The sequence below is a fragment of the Pseudomonas sp. D4-21 genome (genome assembly GCF_051132125.1).
Classification (GTDB): domain Bacteria; phylum Pseudomonadota; class Gammaproteobacteria; order Pseudomonadales; family Pseudomonadaceae; genus Aquipseudomonas.
Genome location: NZ_CP071664.1, coordinates 289,063 through 303,212, shown reverse-complemented (window position 1 = coordinate 303,212; position 14,150 = coordinate 289,063). Strand labels below are relative to the sequence as shown.

Annotated in this window: 13 protein-coding genes; 10 read left to right on the top strand and 3 right to left on the bottom strand. The window is 62.3% G+C overall.

Annotation, left to right across the window (positions count from 1 at the left end):
- Positions 1-97: 97 nt before the first annotated feature.
- From ilvA to J3Q04_RS01335, 4 genes are read left to right on the top strand one after another with little or no spacing between them, the layout of a single operon-like run.
- Entirely contained in the window at positions 98-1,612 is a 1,515-nt protein-coding gene (gene ilvA / locus J3Q04_RS01350) for a threonine ammonia-lyase, biosynthetic (RefSeq protein ID WP_420766461.1), read from the top strand.
- A gap of 37 nt (positions 1,613-1,649) precedes the next feature.
- Positions 1,650-2,063, top strand: coding sequence for a DUF2269 family protein (locus J3Q04_RS01345; RefSeq protein WP_434608397.1), 414 nt, complete (start codon positions 1,650-1,652; stop codon positions 2,061-2,063).
- Between the two features lie 15 nt (positions 2,064-2,078).
- Positions 2,079-3,335 (top strand): SDR family oxidoreductase, encoded by a 1,257-nt coding sequence (locus J3Q04_RS01340; RefSeq protein WP_434608399.1) that lies wholly within the window; start codon positions 2,079-2,081, stop codon positions 3,333-3,335.
- Positions 3,332-3,799 (top strand): DUF2269 family protein, encoded by a 468-nt coding sequence (locus J3Q04_RS01335; protein ID WP_420766464.1) that lies wholly within the window; start codon positions 3,332-3,334, stop codon positions 3,797-3,799. The genes J3Q04_RS01340 and J3Q04_RS01335 overlap by 4 nt, the downstream gene beginning before the upstream one ends.
- A 38-nt stretch (positions 3,800-3,837) precedes the next feature.
- Here the strand turns inward: J3Q04_RS01335 and J3Q04_RS01330 are convergent, their stop codons facing one another.
- On the bottom strand, positions 3,838-4,494 hold the full coding sequence (locus J3Q04_RS01330; protein ID WP_420766465.1) for an HAD family hydrolase: 657 nt from the start codon (positions 4,492-4,494) through the stop codon (positions 3,838-3,840).
- A 143-nt stretch (positions 4,495-4,637) separates the two neighbouring features.
- Here J3Q04_RS01330 and J3Q04_RS01325 point away from each other — a divergent pair, with 143 nt between their 5' ends.
- Complete coding sequence (locus J3Q04_RS01325) at positions 4,638-5,117, top strand: RNA pyrophosphohydrolase (RefSeq protein ID WP_003186867.1); 480 nt, start codon at positions 4,638-4,640, stop codon at positions 5,115-5,117.
- Positions 5,118-5,139: 22 nt separating this feature from the next.
- A complete protein-coding gene (ptsP, locus tag J3Q04_RS01320) occupies positions 5,140-7,419 on the top strand; it encodes a phosphoenolpyruvate--protein phosphotransferase (RefSeq protein WP_420766466.1) in 2,280 nt (759 codons plus the stop codon).
- Between the two features lie 122 nt (positions 7,420-7,541).
- On the opposite strand, the gene J3Q04_RS01315 is transcribed toward ptsP, so the two are convergent.
- Entirely contained in the window at positions 7,542-8,288 is a 747-nt protein-coding gene (locus tag J3Q04_RS01315) for an NRDE family protein (protein ID WP_434608402.1), read from the bottom strand.
- 266 nt (positions 8,289-8,554) lie between these two features.
- On the opposite strand from J3Q04_RS01315, the gene J3Q04_RS01310 reads away from it, so the two are divergent.
- The 3 genes from J3Q04_RS01310 to J3Q04_RS01300 all read left to right on the top strand — a co-directional run bounded on the left by J3Q04_RS01310 (position 8,555) and on the right by J3Q04_RS01300 (position 11,236).
- Positions 8,555-9,337 carry a sulfite exporter TauE/SafE family protein gene (locus J3Q04_RS01310; protein WP_420766509.1) on the top strand — a complete coding sequence of 261 codons (783 nt, stop codon included), beginning with the start codon at positions 8,555-8,557 and terminating at the stop codon, positions 9,335-9,337.
- A 68-nt stretch (positions 9,338-9,405) separates the two neighbouring features.
- Entirely contained in the window at positions 9,406-10,215 is an 810-nt protein-coding gene (gene lgt / locus J3Q04_RS01305; RefSeq protein ID WP_420766468.1) for a prolipoprotein diacylglyceryl transferase, read from the top strand.
- Positions 10,216-10,264: 49 nt separating this feature from the next.
- Positions 10,265-11,236 carry a thymidylate synthase gene (locus J3Q04_RS01300; protein WP_420766469.1) on the top strand — a complete coding sequence of 324 codons (972 nt, stop codon included), beginning with the start codon at positions 10,265-10,267 and terminating at the stop codon, positions 11,234-11,236.
- A gap of 122 nt (positions 11,237-11,358) precedes the next feature.
- On the opposite strand, the gene cadR is transcribed toward J3Q04_RS01300, so the two are convergent.
- A complete protein-coding gene (gene cadR, locus J3Q04_RS01295; protein WP_420766470.1) occupies positions 11,359-11,805 on the bottom strand; it encodes a Cd(II)/Pb(II)-responsive transcriptional regulator in 447 nt (148 codons plus the stop codon).
- An 85-nt stretch (positions 11,806-11,890) separates the two neighbouring features.
- On the opposite strand from cadR, the gene J3Q04_RS01290 reads away from it, so the two are divergent.
- A complete protein-coding gene (locus tag J3Q04_RS01290) occupies positions 11,891-14,110 on the top strand; it encodes a heavy metal translocating P-type ATPase (protein WP_434608405.1) in 2,220 nt (739 codons plus the stop codon).
- Positions 14,111-14,150 lie beyond the last annotated feature (40 nt).

Genomic DNA, 14,150 nt, shown 5'->3' with positions numbered 1-14,150 from the left:
GTTCCTGCGCTCAAAGTGCCTTAATTCGTGTGGTCGCCCGGCCAAAAGCCGGGTTAGACTCCTTGGCCCTGCCCAACCCGCTCAGTGATGCTTTCCGATGCTTGAACAGTACGTCAAAAAGATCCTCACCTCGCGCGTTTACGACGTTGCCGTAGAAACCCCGCTGCAGACCGCCCGCCAGCTCTCCGAACGGCTGGGCAACGAGGTCTGGCTCAAGCGTGAAGACTTGCAGCCGGTGTTCTCGTTCAAGATTCGCGGGGCCTACAACAAGCTGACCCAGCTCACCGACGAAGAGCGCGCCCGTGGCGTGGTCACGGCCTCGGCGGGCAACCATGCCCAGGGCCTGGCGCTGGCCGCCAAGGTGTTGGGGGTCAAGGCCACCATCGTCATGCCCAAGACCACGCCGGAAATCAAAGTCGAGGGCGTGCGCTCCCGGGGCGGCAAAGTGGTGTTGCATGGCGATTCGTTCCCCGAGGCCCTGGCCTATTCGTTGAAACTGGTCGACGAAAAAGGCTATGTCTACATTCATCCCTATGACGATCCTCACACCATTGCCGGGCAGGGCACCGTGGCGATGGAAATCCTGCGCCAGCACCCGGGGCGCCTGGACGCGATATTCGTCCCGGTGGGCGGTGGCGGGCTGATCGCAGGCATCGCGGCCTACGTGAAATACCTGCGCCCCGAGATCAAGATCATCGGCGTCGAACCGGACGATTCGAACTGCCTGCAAGCGGCCATGGCTGCTGGCGAACGCGTGGTCCTGCCAACCGTGGGCCTGTTCGCCGATGGCGTGGCGGTGGCACAGATCGGCCAGCACACCTTCGATATCTGCAAGCACTACGTGGATGAAGTCATCACCGTCAGTACCGACGAGATCTGCGCAGCGATCAAGGATATCTACGACGATACCCGCTCGATCACCGAACCTGCCGGCGCCTTGGGTGTTGCCGGCATCAAGAAGTATGTCGAGACACGCAGCATCAGCGGCCAGACGCTGGTGGCCATCGATTCCGGCGCCAACGTCAACTTCGACCGACTGCGCCACGTGGCCGAGCGCGCCGAACTGGGCGAGGGCCGCGAGGCGATTATCGCCGTGACCATCCCCGAGAAGCCGGGCAGCTTCAAGGCGTTCTGCGAGGCCATCGGCAAACGCCAGATCACCGAATTCAACTACCGCTACAACACCGGCAGCGAAGCGCACATCTTCGTAGGCGTGCAGACGCATCCGGAAAACGACCCGCGCAGCAAGCTGATTGCCAGCCTGACCGAGCAAGGCTTCCCGGTGCTGGACCTGACCGACAATGAACTGGCCAAGTTGCACATTCGCCACATGGTCGGCGGCCATGCCGCTCACGTCATCGACGAAGTGGTCCTGCGTTTCGAATTCCCGGAACGCCCGGGGGCGCTGTTCAACTTCCTCAATAAACTGGGCGGGCGCTGGAACATCTCGATGTTCCACTACCGCAACCATGGCGCGGCGGATGGCCGCGTGGTCGCCGGGCTGCAAGTGCCTCACGATGAGCGCCACCTGGTGCCGGCCGCCCTGGAGGAAATCGGCTATCCGTACTGGGATGAAAGCGATAACCCGGCCTATCAGCTGTTTCTCGGCTGAAGGGCTACGCTGAAGGACACCAGCCTAAGGAAACCCCATGGAAACTCTGCTGACCTTGAAAATCCTGCACGTCGCGGCCACGGTCTTGCTTGTGGCTTGCGCTGCAAGCCTAGCCGTTGTGGCCTGGCGCAAACGCAGCGAGGCACCAAGCTGCACGCTGCGGCGCCCTTGGCTGCTGGCATGGGGCACGTTGCTGGTGTGCATGCTGAGCATGCCGTTTACCGGCTGGTGGCTGGTTCATCTGGTGGGCTGGCCGCTGGGGCAAACCTGGCTGCTGGGTTCCAGCGTGATCTACACCGTGGCGGCGCTTTGCGTTTTCTGGCTGCTGGCACGGCTCAACCGCCTGCGCATGGGCAACGGTGGCGGCGGCAGGTTTACCCTGGCATTGGCGATCATCGGTGGCGTCGGCTTCCTGTCCATCGCCGCATTGATGGGTGCCAAACCGATCTAACCGACAAGGAACGTCATGAAAATCCTACTGGTGGGAGGCAGCGGCTTTATTGGACGCCACCTGCTGAGGGCGCTGCACGGCGCCGGCCACTCGATCATCGCGACCCGTCGTGAACCCGGGCCGCCGAGTTCGCCTGGGGTTGAATGGCGGCAGCTGGATCTCGGCGTATTGTCGGCCGACCCGGCACATTTCGTCCTCCCTACGGACGTTGATTTGCTGATCAACGCGGCCGGCTTGCTCAGCGTGGATGCCCAGGCGCTGAGTCTGGTCCAGGATCGTGGCGCGTGCGCGTTGTTCGAGCAGGCCGCACGCCGTGGCGTTCGCATCTTGCAGATTTCCGCACTGGGCGCGAGTGCTCAATCCGACGTGCCGTTCCTGGCAAGCAAGGGACGGGCTGACGAATATCTGTCCAGCCTCCACATCCCATCGGTTGTGCTGCGGCCTTCGTTGGTGGTGGGGCCAGGCGGCGCGAGCAGTGGCTGGTTGGAGGGCCTTTCACCGTGGCCACTGATTCCCTTGCTGGATCTGACGGCGCGCATCCAACCCGTGCATATCGATGACCTGACGGGCGCGGTGCTCGCCCTGCTGCGGCAATGGCCAACCGAGTCGGTGGTGGTGCCGCTGGTGGGACCCGAGCCGATGACGCTGGCCCGGCTCATCGATCATTTGCGAGCCGCGCAGGGCTGGGCGCCGGCACGCTACATCAAGGCGCCTGCGCTGTTGACCGAAGTGGGCAGCCGGATGGGGGACCGGTTTGGCTGGCGAGCGTTGAACCGGCAAAGCGTGGCCCTGGCACAACGGGACAACCTGGCCGACCCCGAGGTGCTCGCATCAATCTGCGGATATCACGCCGCCCCCGTACAGACCCGCTTGCAGGGGTGGCCCGCCGTCGCCCAGAGCAGCCTTCGGGCGATCCGCCCGTTGATGCTGGCGGTGCTCGCACTCATCTGGTTGGGAACCGCCGTGGTATGCCTCGGCCCAGGCTTCGACTGGGGCCTGCGCATCATGGCCGAAGCCGGCGTGTACGGCGCCTGGGCCAAGCTTGCGGTCGTCAGCGGCGCGCTGCTTGATGGCGCGCTGGGCGTGGGCATGCTGTTCAAACGCTGGCGCCAACAGGCATTGCGGCTGCAGTTGGGTCTGATGCTCGGCTATACGCTGTGCATCAGCTTTATCCTGCCGCACTATTGGTTCGACCCTTTTGCGGCTGTCGCCAAGAATCTGGTATTGGTGGTCGCGACGTTATGGTTGCTTTGGACTGAGCCCCGCCGATGAGCATCTACTTGCTGTTGAAAACCCTGCACATCCTGTCTTCCACCATCCTGTTCGGCCTGGGCGCCGGGTCTGCCTACTACGCGCTCCGCGCCTGGCGCAGCGGCAAGGTTGAAGTCATCGCCGTCACCTTCAAGCATCTGGTTTTCGCCGATTGGGCATTCACCGCCACCACCGCCGTATTTCAGCCACTGAGCGGACTGGCCCTGATGCACATCGCCGGCTGGCAATTGCAACAGAGCTGGTTGGTGTGGAGCATCGGCCTTTATTGCCTGGCGGGCGCCTGCTGGCTGCCGGTGGTCTGGTTGCAGATCCGCGTACACAAGATGGCCGAGCAAGCCTTGCGGGACGGCACACCCATGCCAATCAAGGCCGCCACCTACATGCGCTGGTGGTTTGCGCTGGGCTGGCCGGCGTTCCTGGCATTCATGGCGATTTTCTACCTGATGGTAGCCAAGCCCGCGTAAGCGGCCCGCAGGTGTTTGCCCGGCGGGCGGCAGTGAGATCAGTCGCGCAGACTGATGACCGGCCAACCACGCTTCTGGGCCTCGGCCCGAAGGTTCGGGTCCGGGTCGACCGCCACCGGATGCGTCACCGCTTCCAGCAGCGGCAGGTCGTTCATCGAATCGCTATAAAAGTAGCTATCGTCGAGGCAATACCCAGTCTCTTCCAGCCAACGGTTCAACCGGGTCACCTTGCCCTCGCGAAAGCAGGGAATGTCGGTGCTGCGGCCACTGTAACGGCCATCGATCATCTCGCATTCGGTGGCGATCAGGGTTTCTACTCCGAGTCGCTCGGCGATCGGCGCGGTGACGAAGCGATTGGTGGCGGTGATGATCACCAGTTTGTCGCCGGCGTCACGGTGTTTCTTCAACAGCGCGATCGCTTGGGGCAATACGATAGGTTCGATGCAGTCGCGCATGTAATCGAGGTGCCACTGTGCCAGCACTTCCATCTCGGTACGACCCAGGATTTCCAGGCAAAAATTCAGGTACGCGGCGTTGTCGAGCTTACCCGCCAGGTAGTCCTGGTAGAACTCATCGTTGCGTGCCTTGTAGCTCACGGCATCGAGGAAGCCGCGTTCGCACAGGTAATCGCCCCAGGCGTGATCGCTGTCACCGCCCAGCAGCGTGTTGTCCAAGTCGAATAAAGCCAGCCGCATTGCAGTTACTCGCTGAAATATCTGAAGAAAGGCGCCCAGAATACGTACTTTTCACAAGAGTGCACATAAGCTCGGCAGTCTCGTTGCTGCTTTCACAACCTTTGTGGAACAATGCGGCGACATGCGTTTGCGAGGTTGTTGCCGTGATCGATCCCGATGGTTTCCGTCCCAATGTGGGGATCATTCTTACGAATGATGCTGGGCAGGTGCTATGGGCACGCCGTATCAATCAAGACGCCTGGCAGTTTCCCCAGGGTGGGATCAACCCCCAGGAGACGCCGGAAGAAGCTTTGTACCGTGAGTTGAATGAAGAAGTCGGGCTGGAGCGCGAAGATGTCGAAATACTCGCCTGCACCCGAGGCTGGTTGCGCTATCGTTTGCCGCAACGCCTGGTCAGGACGCACAGCCAACCACTGTGCATCGGCCAGAAGCAGAAATGGTTTCTCCTGCGCCTGATCTCCAATGAGCAGCGGGTGCGGATGGATTTGACCGGTAAACCGGAGTTCGATGGCTGGCGCTGGGTCAGTTATTGGTATCCGTTGGGCCAGGTGGTGACATTCAAGCGCGAGGTGTATCGACGCGCTCTCAAAGAGCTTGCCCCGCGCCTGCTGACGCGCGACTGACGACGGAGTTCGACCCCGAGCCATGCTCAATACGCTGCGCAAGATCGTCCAGGAAGTTAACGCCGCCAAGGATCTCAAGGCGGCGTTGGGCATTATTGTATTGCGCGTCAAAGAGGCCATGGGCAGCCAAGTCTGCTCGGTCTACCTGCTTGACCCCGAGACCAACCGTTTTGTGCTCATGGCCACCGAGGGCTTGAACAAGCGCTCCATCGGCAAGGTCAGCATGGCGCCCAATGAAGGCTTGGTCGGCCTGGTCGGCACGCGGGAAGAACCCCTGAACCTTGAAAACGCCGCGGACCACCCGCGCTACCGCTACTTCGCGGAAACGGGTGAAGAGCGCTATGCGTCTTTCCTCGGCGCACCGATCATTCACCACCGCCGCGTCGTCGGCGTGTTGGTCATCCAGCAGAAAGAGCGCCGCCAGTTCGATGAGGGTGAAGAAGCCTTCCTCGTCACCATGAGCGCGCAACTGGCCGGGGTTATCGCCCATGCCGAGGCCACCGGTTCGATCAGCGGCCTTGGCCGCCAGGGCAAGGGCATCCAGGAAGCCAAGTTCGTCGGCGTGCCAGGTTCCCCGGGCGCGGCGGTGGGCACCGCAGTGGTCATGTTGCCGCCCGCCGACCTCGATGTGGTGCCTGACAAGGCCATCGCCGACATCGACGCCGAGCTCGGTTTGTTCAAGACCGCCATCGAAGGCGTGCGGGCCGACATGCGTGCCCTTTCGGCCAAGCTGGCGACGCAGTTGCGCCCCGAAGAGCGCGCGCTGTTCGACGTTTACCTGATGATGCTTGACGATGCGTCCCTGGGCAGCGAAGTCACCACGGTCATCAAGACCGGCCAATGGGCCCAGGGCGCGTTGCGCCAGGTGGTGACCGACCACGTCAATCGTTTCGAGTTGATGGACGACGCCTACCTGCGCGAGCGCGCCTCCGACGTCAAGGACCTCGGTCGGCGGTTGCTGGCTTATTTGCAGCAAGAGCGCCAGCAGACCCTGGTCTATCCCGACAACACCATCCTGGTGAGCGAGGAGTTGACCCCGGCGATGCTCGGCGAAGTGCCGGAGGGCAAGCTGGCGGGCCTGGTCTCGGTGCTCGGTTCGGGCAACTCCCACGTGGCGATCCTGGCCCGGGCGATGGGCATCCCGACGGTCATGGGCGTGGTGGACCTGCCGTACTCCAAAGTCGACGGCATCCAGATGATCGTCGACGGCTACCACGGCGAGGTCTACACCAACCCCAGCGACGTGCTGCGCAAGCAGTTCGCCGACGTGGTGGAAGAAGAAAAGCAACTGTCCCTGGGACTCGATGCGCTGAAGGACCTGCCGTGCGTGACGCTCGACGGCCACCGCATGCCGCTGTGGGTCAATACCGGCCTGCTGGCCGATGTCGCCCGGGCGCAGAAACGTGGCGCCGAGGGCGTGGGCCTGTATCGCACCGAAGTGCCGTTCATGATCAACCAGCGCTTCCCCAGCGAAAAGGAACAGCTGGCGATCTACCGCGAGCAACTGTCGGCGTTCCATCCGCAGCCGGTGACCATGCGCAGCCTGGACATTGGCGGCGACAAATCCCTGTCCTATTTCCCGATCAAGGAAGACAACCCCTTCCTCGGCTGGCGCGGCATTCGCGTGACGCTCGACCACCCGGAAATCTTCCTGGTCCAGGCGCGCGCGATGCTCAAGGCCAGCGAAGGCCTGAACAACCTGCGCATCCTGTTGCCGATGATTTCCGGCACCCATGAGCTGGAAGAAGCGCTGCACCTGATTCACCGGGCCTGGGGCGAAGTGCGCGATGAAGGCACCGACGTGCCGATGCCACCCGTCGGGGTAATGATCGAAATTCCGGCGGCGGTGTACCAGACCAAGGAACTGGCGCGGCAGGTGGACTTCCTGTCGGTAGGCTCCAACGACCTGACCCAGTATTTGCTGGCCGTGGACCGCAACAACCCTCGGGTGGCCGACCTGTACGACTACCTGCACCCGGCGGTGCTGCAGGCCCTGCAGACAGTGGTCCGTGATGCCCATGCAGAAGGCAAGCCGGTGAGCATCTGCGGCGAAATGGCCGGCGACCCGGCGGCGGCGGTGCTGCTGATGGCGATGGGCTTCGACAGCCTGTCGATGAACGCCACCAACCTGCCGAAAGTGAAGTGGATGCTGCGCCAGATCAACCTCAGCAAGGCCCAGGAACTGCTGGCGGAGCTGATGACCATCGACAATCCGCAGGTGATCCACAGCTCCTTGCAGTTGGCGCTGAAGAACCTTGGGTTGGCGCGGATGATCAATCCGGCTTCGAGCAAGACCCTCTAGGCACGAATACCGTAGGCGAGGGAGCTTGCTCCCGCTGGGCTACGAAGTAGCCCCCGCTTTTATTGGGCGGGCTACGCCCACCAGCGGGAGCAAGCTCCCTCGCCACGGGTTCCTTGCTGCATTCAAACGATTAGCTCCACCTCCCCCAAATGCCCCCCATGGGGCCCGAAACTGCGCTCGACCATCTGCCGCGTTCCATCGGCATGGACGATCAGCGCCGTGCTCGCCCGCGTCCCGTAGGCCGGGCTGGCGATAAAGACACTCGACAGCAGCATTTCCGTCGCCAGCCCCACACCAGTGTCCGGCAACTCGGCCACTGGGGTCGGTTGCGGATCGCTCAACAGCGCCAGCAAGGCCTGGGGGTGCGGGTCATGCAATACCTCACTCAACGCAGCCCGGGCCTTGAGCAACTTGGGCCAAGGCGTGTTCAGCCCAGCGTTCGACAAGCCATAGACCCCTTCAGCCAACTGCTGAGGTCGGGCATCGCGTGCGTTGTAGTGCCACAGCTGCGTGCCGTCGCCAAGCAGCAGGTTGAAGCCGCCGTACTCGCCGGCACGCGGCACCACGTCGCTTAGATAATCAGCGATCGACAGATCCCCGATCAGGAACCGCGCCACCAGCTCGCCGCGAGACTTGAATGCTGGTAGCTGACCGGGGTCGCGGATGTTGGTCAGGGCCGCGAAGCGAGCGCCGGCACCTACGCCAAGCCACGTGCCGCCAGCCTCCAGGTCACGACCGGCATGGACATGGGGCGCGTCGGGCCACTGGGCCAGGGGCAAGGTCGGTCGCGCGTAGAACTCGTCGCGGTTGGCCGCGACGATCAGCGGCTGGGCGTGGCCAGGGCGCCAGGCAAATACGATCAGGCACATCAGGTTGTCCTGTTAAGAATGAAGCTGAACAACACCGCTTTTGTGGCGAGGGAGCTTGCTCCCGCTGGGCTACGAAGTAGCCCTAAAAACCTCGTTGGGTGGGCGTCGCCCACCAGCGGGAGCAAGCTCCCTCGCCACAAAGGCTATTCGTCGCATCCCCACCACTCTACCCATACATCACTGACGCATCCATCGCCTTCAGTGGAGCCGGATGCCCTCGATCCGTTACCATGCCGCTCTTATTTGCGATGGTCGAGGCAACGCTGGTGGAATTTGTGCTCTATCTGCTGCTCGGCGCCTGTGCCGGGGTGCTGGCCGGGCTGTTCGGCGTGGGGGGCGGCATGATCATCGTCCCGGTGTTGGTGTTCAGTTTTACCCTGCAGGGGTTCGATCCCCAGGTATTGACGCACCTGGCCGTGGGCACTTCCCTGGCGTCGATCATCTTCACTTCGGTGAATGCCGTGCGCGAGCATCATCGAAAAGGGGCCGTACGCTGGCAGATCTTTACCTGGATGACCGTCGGGATCCTGATCGGTGCCGGTTTCGGCGCGATCACCGCCGAAGCGATTTCCGGTCCGCACCTGCAAAAAATCATTGGTGTGTTCGCCATGCTCGTCGCCGCGCAACTGGCCTTGGATTTCAAGCCAAAGGCCAGCCGCACGGTACCGGGCAAGGTTGGCTTGTCCCTGGCCGGCACGGTGGTCGGCTGGGCCTCGGCGATTTTTGGCATCGGTGGCGGTTCGCTGACCGTACCGTTCCTGACCTGGCGCAGCGTACCGATGCAACAAGCGGTGGCGACTTCTTCGGCCTGTGGATTGCCCATCGCCCTGGTCAGTGCGTTAAGTTTCATGATTCTGGGGTGGCAGGATCCACTGTTGCCACCCCATAGTCTCGGTTTTGTGTATTTGCCGGCGCTGCTGGGCATCGCCCTGACGAGCATGGTCTTCGCTCGCGTCGGCGCGAGGTTGGCCCACCGTTTGTCGCCGCGCTTGCTCAAGCGGCTGTTCGCCGCCTTGCTGTTCAGCGTGGGCTTGAGTTTCCTGCTCTGACACAATCCTGGCTTAATCCCGAGGTGGCAGCGTCGCCCGGGAATTTTTGACGTTCATGAGGAATGCCCATGCTGCCTTACCCGCAGATCGATCCGGTGGCCCTGGCCATCGGTCCACTGAAAATCCACTGGTACGGCCTGATGTACCTGATCGGTATCGGTGGCGCCTGGCTGCTGGCGTCGCGGCGGCTCAACCGCTTCGACCCGACCTGGAACAAGGAAAAGCTCTCCGACCTGGTGTTCTGGTTGTCCATGGGGGTGATCGTCGGCGGACGCCTGGGCTACGTCCTGTTCTACGACCTGAGCGCCTATCTTGCCAACCCGACGTTGATATTCGAAGTCTGGAAGGGCGGCATGTCATTCCACGGTGGGTTCATCGGCGTGATGCTGGCGGCGCTGTGGTTTGGCAAGCGCAACAACAAATCGTTTTTCGAGCTGATGGACTTCGTCGCGCCGATGGTGCCGATCGGTCTGGGGGCCGGGCGCATCGGCAACTTCATCAATGCCGAGCTGTGGGGCAAGCCGACCGACGTACCGTGGGCGATGATCTTCCCACCGTTCAGTGACCCGTCGCAGTTGCCGCGCCACCCGTCGCAGCTCTATCAATTCGCCCTCGAAGGCGTGGCACTCTTCCTGATTCTCTGGCTGTTTTCGCGCAAGCCGCGACCGACCATGGCGGTGTCGGGCATGTTCGCGCTGTTCTATGGCATCTTTCGCTTCATCGTCGAGTTCGTCCGCGTCCCGGACGCCCAGCTCGGCTATCTGGCGTGGAACTGGCTGACCATGGGCCAGGTGCTGTGCCTGCCGATGATCATTGGCGGTCTGGCGCTGATCTGGCTGGCCTATCGTCGCGCGCCGGCTGCAGTGGCCAAGGTTTAAAAATTCGAACCCCGGGGCACGGCCTCGGGTTCAAGGACACAGGTAATCCATGAAGCAATATCTCGATCTGGTGGCCCACGTCATCAAGAACGGCACCAAGCAAGCCAACCGCACCGGCGTGAACACCATCAGCTTCCCCGGCGCCATGCTGCGCTATGACCTGAAGGAAGGCTTTCCCGCCATCACCACCCGCAAGATGGCCTTCAAGTCGGCCATCGGCGAGATGTGCGGTTTCCTCCGTGGCGTGAATAACGCCGCCGAGTTCCGCGCCCTGGGCTGCAAGGTCTGGGACCAGAACGCCAACGAAAATGCCCAATGGCTGGCCAACCCATTCCGCCAGGGCGAAGACGACCTGGGCGAGATCTACGGCGTGCAATGGCGCAAATGGCCGGCGTACAAACAGATCCCCCTGAGCAACCCGGCGGCCATCGAGCAGACGCTCGTCCAGGGTTACCGCCAGATCGCCGAGGGCGAAGAAAACGGCCAGGCCTACGTGGTGCTGTACAAAGCCATCGACCAGGTTCGCCAGTGCGTCGACACCATCATCAAGGACCCAGGCAGCCGGCGCATCCTGTTCCACGGCTGGAACTGCGCCCAGCTCGATGAAATGGCATTGCCGCCGTGCCATTTGCTCTACCAGTTCCACCCGAATGTCGAGACGAAGGAAATCTCCCTGACCCTCTACATCCGCTCCAACGACCTGGGCCTGGGCACGCCATTCAACCTCACCGAGGGCGCCGCGCTGCTGAGCCTGATCGGTCGCCTGACCGGCTACACGCCGCGCTGGTTCACCTATTTCATCGGCGATGCCCACGTCTATGAAAACCACTTGGACATGCTCAACGAACAGCTCACCCGGGAGCCGTTCCCGATGCCCAAGCTGGTGATTTCCGAGCGCGTGCCGGAGTTTGCCAAGACCGGCGTGTACCAGCCGGAGTGGCTGGAACAGGTGGAGCCGAGCGATTTTTCCCTGGAAGGCTACCAGCACCATGCGCCGATGACCGCGCCGATGGCGGTCTAAGCCACCTCGCCTCTCCTGTGGGAGCGAGCTTGCTCGCGATAGCGTCCTCACATTCAATACTTATGTGACTGATCCACCGCTATCGCGAGCAGGCTCGCTCCCACATTGGTTTTCCTTGCCGCTCAATGCCCATGGCTCCTGCCTACATGGGAATGCTCCACATCTGGCGCTACCGCCCCGCTCACTTCCAGCCGCTGCAAAATCCCACATTGGTCCAGATCCGGCCCTTCGCCACAGCGATGGCGCAGGTCGATCAGTTGTGCCTGCAACGCCATCAGGCCATCGATGCGGGCCTTGACGTGATGGATGTGCTCGTCGATCAGTGCATTGACGCTTTCGCACTGGTCCTGGGGGCTGTCGCGCAGGGCCAGGAGGCTGCGGATTTCTTCCAGGGTCATGTCCAAGGTGCGGCAGTTGCGGATGAACGTCAGCCGCTCGGCATGGGCCTGGGTGTAGACGCGGTAATTACCGTCGCTGCGGGCCGGCTCCGGCAACAGGCCCTCACGTTCGTAGTAGCGGATGGTTTCCACCTGGCAGTCGGTGATTTTCGCCAGTTCTCCGATTTTCATGATGCAGCCTCCGAAATAGGTGCTTGACCCTATAGTGGCTACAGGGTCTTTACTGCGCAACAGGCACTTTTCATGGACGTCCCCGATGAGCGATTCCCTTCACCTTCATAACCCCGACCACGGCCACGGCCACGGGCATTCCTGCTGTGCTGCTAAAGCAGCACCGTCGGTGGTCAACCTCGGCAAAACACCGACGGACGGTGCGCGGCTGAGCAGCTTTCGCATCCAAGCCATGGATTGCCCCACCGAGCAAACGCTGATCCAGAACAAACTCGGCAAGCTCGAAGGCGTGCAACAGCTGGAATTCAACCTGATCAACCGGGTATTGGGCGTGACCCATGACCTGCCCAGCGACGCCCCGATCGTCAAGGCTATCGAGTCCCTTGGAATGCAGGCGGAGCTGTTGTCCGATGGCCAGGAAAGACCCACCGCCAACCTGCCTGCCCCAGCGAAGCCCTGGTGGCCGCTGGCGTTGTCCGGCGTCACGGCACTGGCTGCCGAGGTGATCCATTTCACCAGTGCCGCGCCTGATTGGGTGGTTGCCCTGGTCGCGCTGGTGTCGATTCTCAGCGGCGGCCTCGGCACCTACAAGAAGGGCTGGATTGCCCTGAAAAACCTCAACTTGAACATCAACGCCTTGATGAGCATTGCCGTGACCGGCGCCGTGCTCATCGGCCAATGGCCGGAAGCGGCGATGGTGATGTTCCTGTTTACCGTGGCCGAGCTGATCGAGGCGAAATCCCTCGACCGGGCGCGAAACGCCATCAGCGGCCTGATGCAAATGGCGCCGGAGCAAGCCACGGTGCAACAGGCCGACGGCACGTGGCAGGTAGAGGACGTAAAAACCATCGCCCTCGGCGCAAGGGTGCGGGTTCGTCCTGGCGAGCGGGTTGGGCTGGACGGTGACGTGGTCGCTGGACGCTCGACCATCGATCAGGCACCCATTACCGGTGAAAGCCTGCCGGTGGAAAAAACCGTGGGCGACAAAGTGTTCGCCGGCACGATCAACCAGGCCGGCGAGCTGGAATACACCGTGACCGCCGTCGCCGACCAGTCCACCCTGGCGCGGATCATTCACGCCGTGGAGCAAGCCCAGGGTTCCCGGGCGCCGACCCAGCGTTTCGTTGATCAATTCTCGAAAATCTACACCCCGGCGGTGTTTGCCCTGGCCCTGGCCATGGCGGTCATCCCACCGCTGTTCATGGACGCGAGCTGGTTCGACTGGATCTACCGCGCACTGGTCCTGCTGGTGGTGGCCTGTCCTTGTGCGCTGGTGATTTCCACCCCGGTGACCATCGTCAGCGGCCTGGCGGCTGCGGCGCGCAAAGGCATATTGGTCAAGGGCGGCGTTTACCTTGAGGGTGGCCACAAACTCGATTATCTGGCTTTGGACAAGACCGGCACGATTACCCATGGCAAACCGGTACAGACCGATTACGTGCTGCTGGACCCGGCTCTGGAGACGGCGGTCCCGGCCCTGGCCGCCAGCCTCGCGGCGCGCTCAGACCATCCGGTATCCCAGGCGATTGCCGAGGCGGCTGTGGATAAAAACCAGCCGCAGCAGACTGTGGATAACTTTGCGGCGCTCCCTGGCCGCGGCGTCCGCGGCGACATTGGTGGCCAGACCTATCACCTGGGCAATCATCGCCTGGTGGAAGACCTTGGCCACTGCTCCCCTGAGCTTGAAGAGAAGCTCTTCGCCCTGGAAAAACAAGGCAAGTCCGTGGTGCTGCTGCTCGACAGCACAAAACCCTTGGCGCTGTTTGCCGTCGCGGACACCGTCAAGGATTCCAGCCGCGAAGCCATCCGGCAACTGCATGACCTGGGTATCAAGACGGTGATGCTGACCGGCGACAATGCCCACACCGCCGAAGCGATCGCTAGGCAGGTGGGCATAGATCAGGCCCGAGGCGACCTGCTGCCAGAGGACAAGCTACACGCCATCGAAAGTCTTTACGCCCAAGGCCACCGCGTCGGCATGGTCGGCGACGGCATCAACGACGCCCCGGCGCTTGCCCGCTCGGAAATCGGTTTCGCCATGGCGGCGGCCGGCACCGACACGGCCATCGAGACCGCCGACGTGGCCTTGATGGACGATGACCTGCGCAAGATTCCGGCATTCATCCGGCTGTCGCGGCAGACGTCCAGTATCCTGAAGCAGAACATCATCCTGGCGCTGGTCATCAAGGCGATCTTTCTCGGCGTCACCTTCGCCGGGTTAGCCACCATGTGGATGGCGGTGTTTGCCGACATGGGGGTGAGTCTGCTGGTGGTGTTCAATGGGTTGCGGTTGTTGCGCAAGTAAGCATCCACAGGGGTCTTCACTAATCACAGACGCCATGGAC

Coding starts and splice junctions, on each gene's coding strand:
- ilvA (WP_420766461.1), top strand. CDS start 98: ATGCTTGAACAGTACGTCAAAAAGATCCTCACCTCGCGCGTTTACGAC.
- J3Q04_RS01290 (WP_434608405.1), top strand. CDS start 11,891: ATGAGCGATTCCCTTCACCTTCATAACCCCGACCACGGCCACGGCCAC.
- J3Q04_RS01315 (WP_434608402.1), bottom strand. CDS start 8,288: ATGTGCCTGATCGTATTTGCCTGGCGCCCTGGCCACGCCCAGCCGCTG.
- ptsP (WP_420766466.1), top strand. CDS start 5,140: ATGCTCAATACGCTGCGCAAGATCGTCCAGGAAGTTAACGCCGCCAAG.
- J3Q04_RS01345 (WP_434608397.1), top strand. CDS start 1,650: ATGGAAACTCTGCTGACCTTGAAAATCCTGCACGTCGCGGCCACGGTC.
- lgt (WP_420766468.1), top strand. CDS start 9,406: ATGCTGCCTTACCCGCAGATCGATCCGGTGGCCCTGGCCATCGGTCCA.
- J3Q04_RS01300 (WP_420766469.1), top strand. CDS start 10,265: ATGAAGCAATATCTCGATCTGGTGGCCCACGTCATCAAGAACGGCACC.
- J3Q04_RS01330 (WP_420766465.1), bottom strand. CDS start 4,494: ATGCGGCTGGCTTTATTCGACTTGGACAACACGCTGCTGGGCGGTGAC.
- J3Q04_RS01340 (WP_434608399.1), top strand. CDS start 2,079: ATGAAAATCCTACTGGTGGGAGGCAGCGGCTTTATTGGACGCCACCTG.
- cadR (WP_420766470.1), bottom strand. CDS start 11,805: ATGAAAATCGGAGAACTGGCGAAAATCACCGACTGCCAGGTGGAAACC.
- J3Q04_RS01335 (WP_420766464.1), top strand. CDS start 3,332: ATGAGCATCTACTTGCTGTTGAAAACCCTGCACATCCTGTCTTCCACC.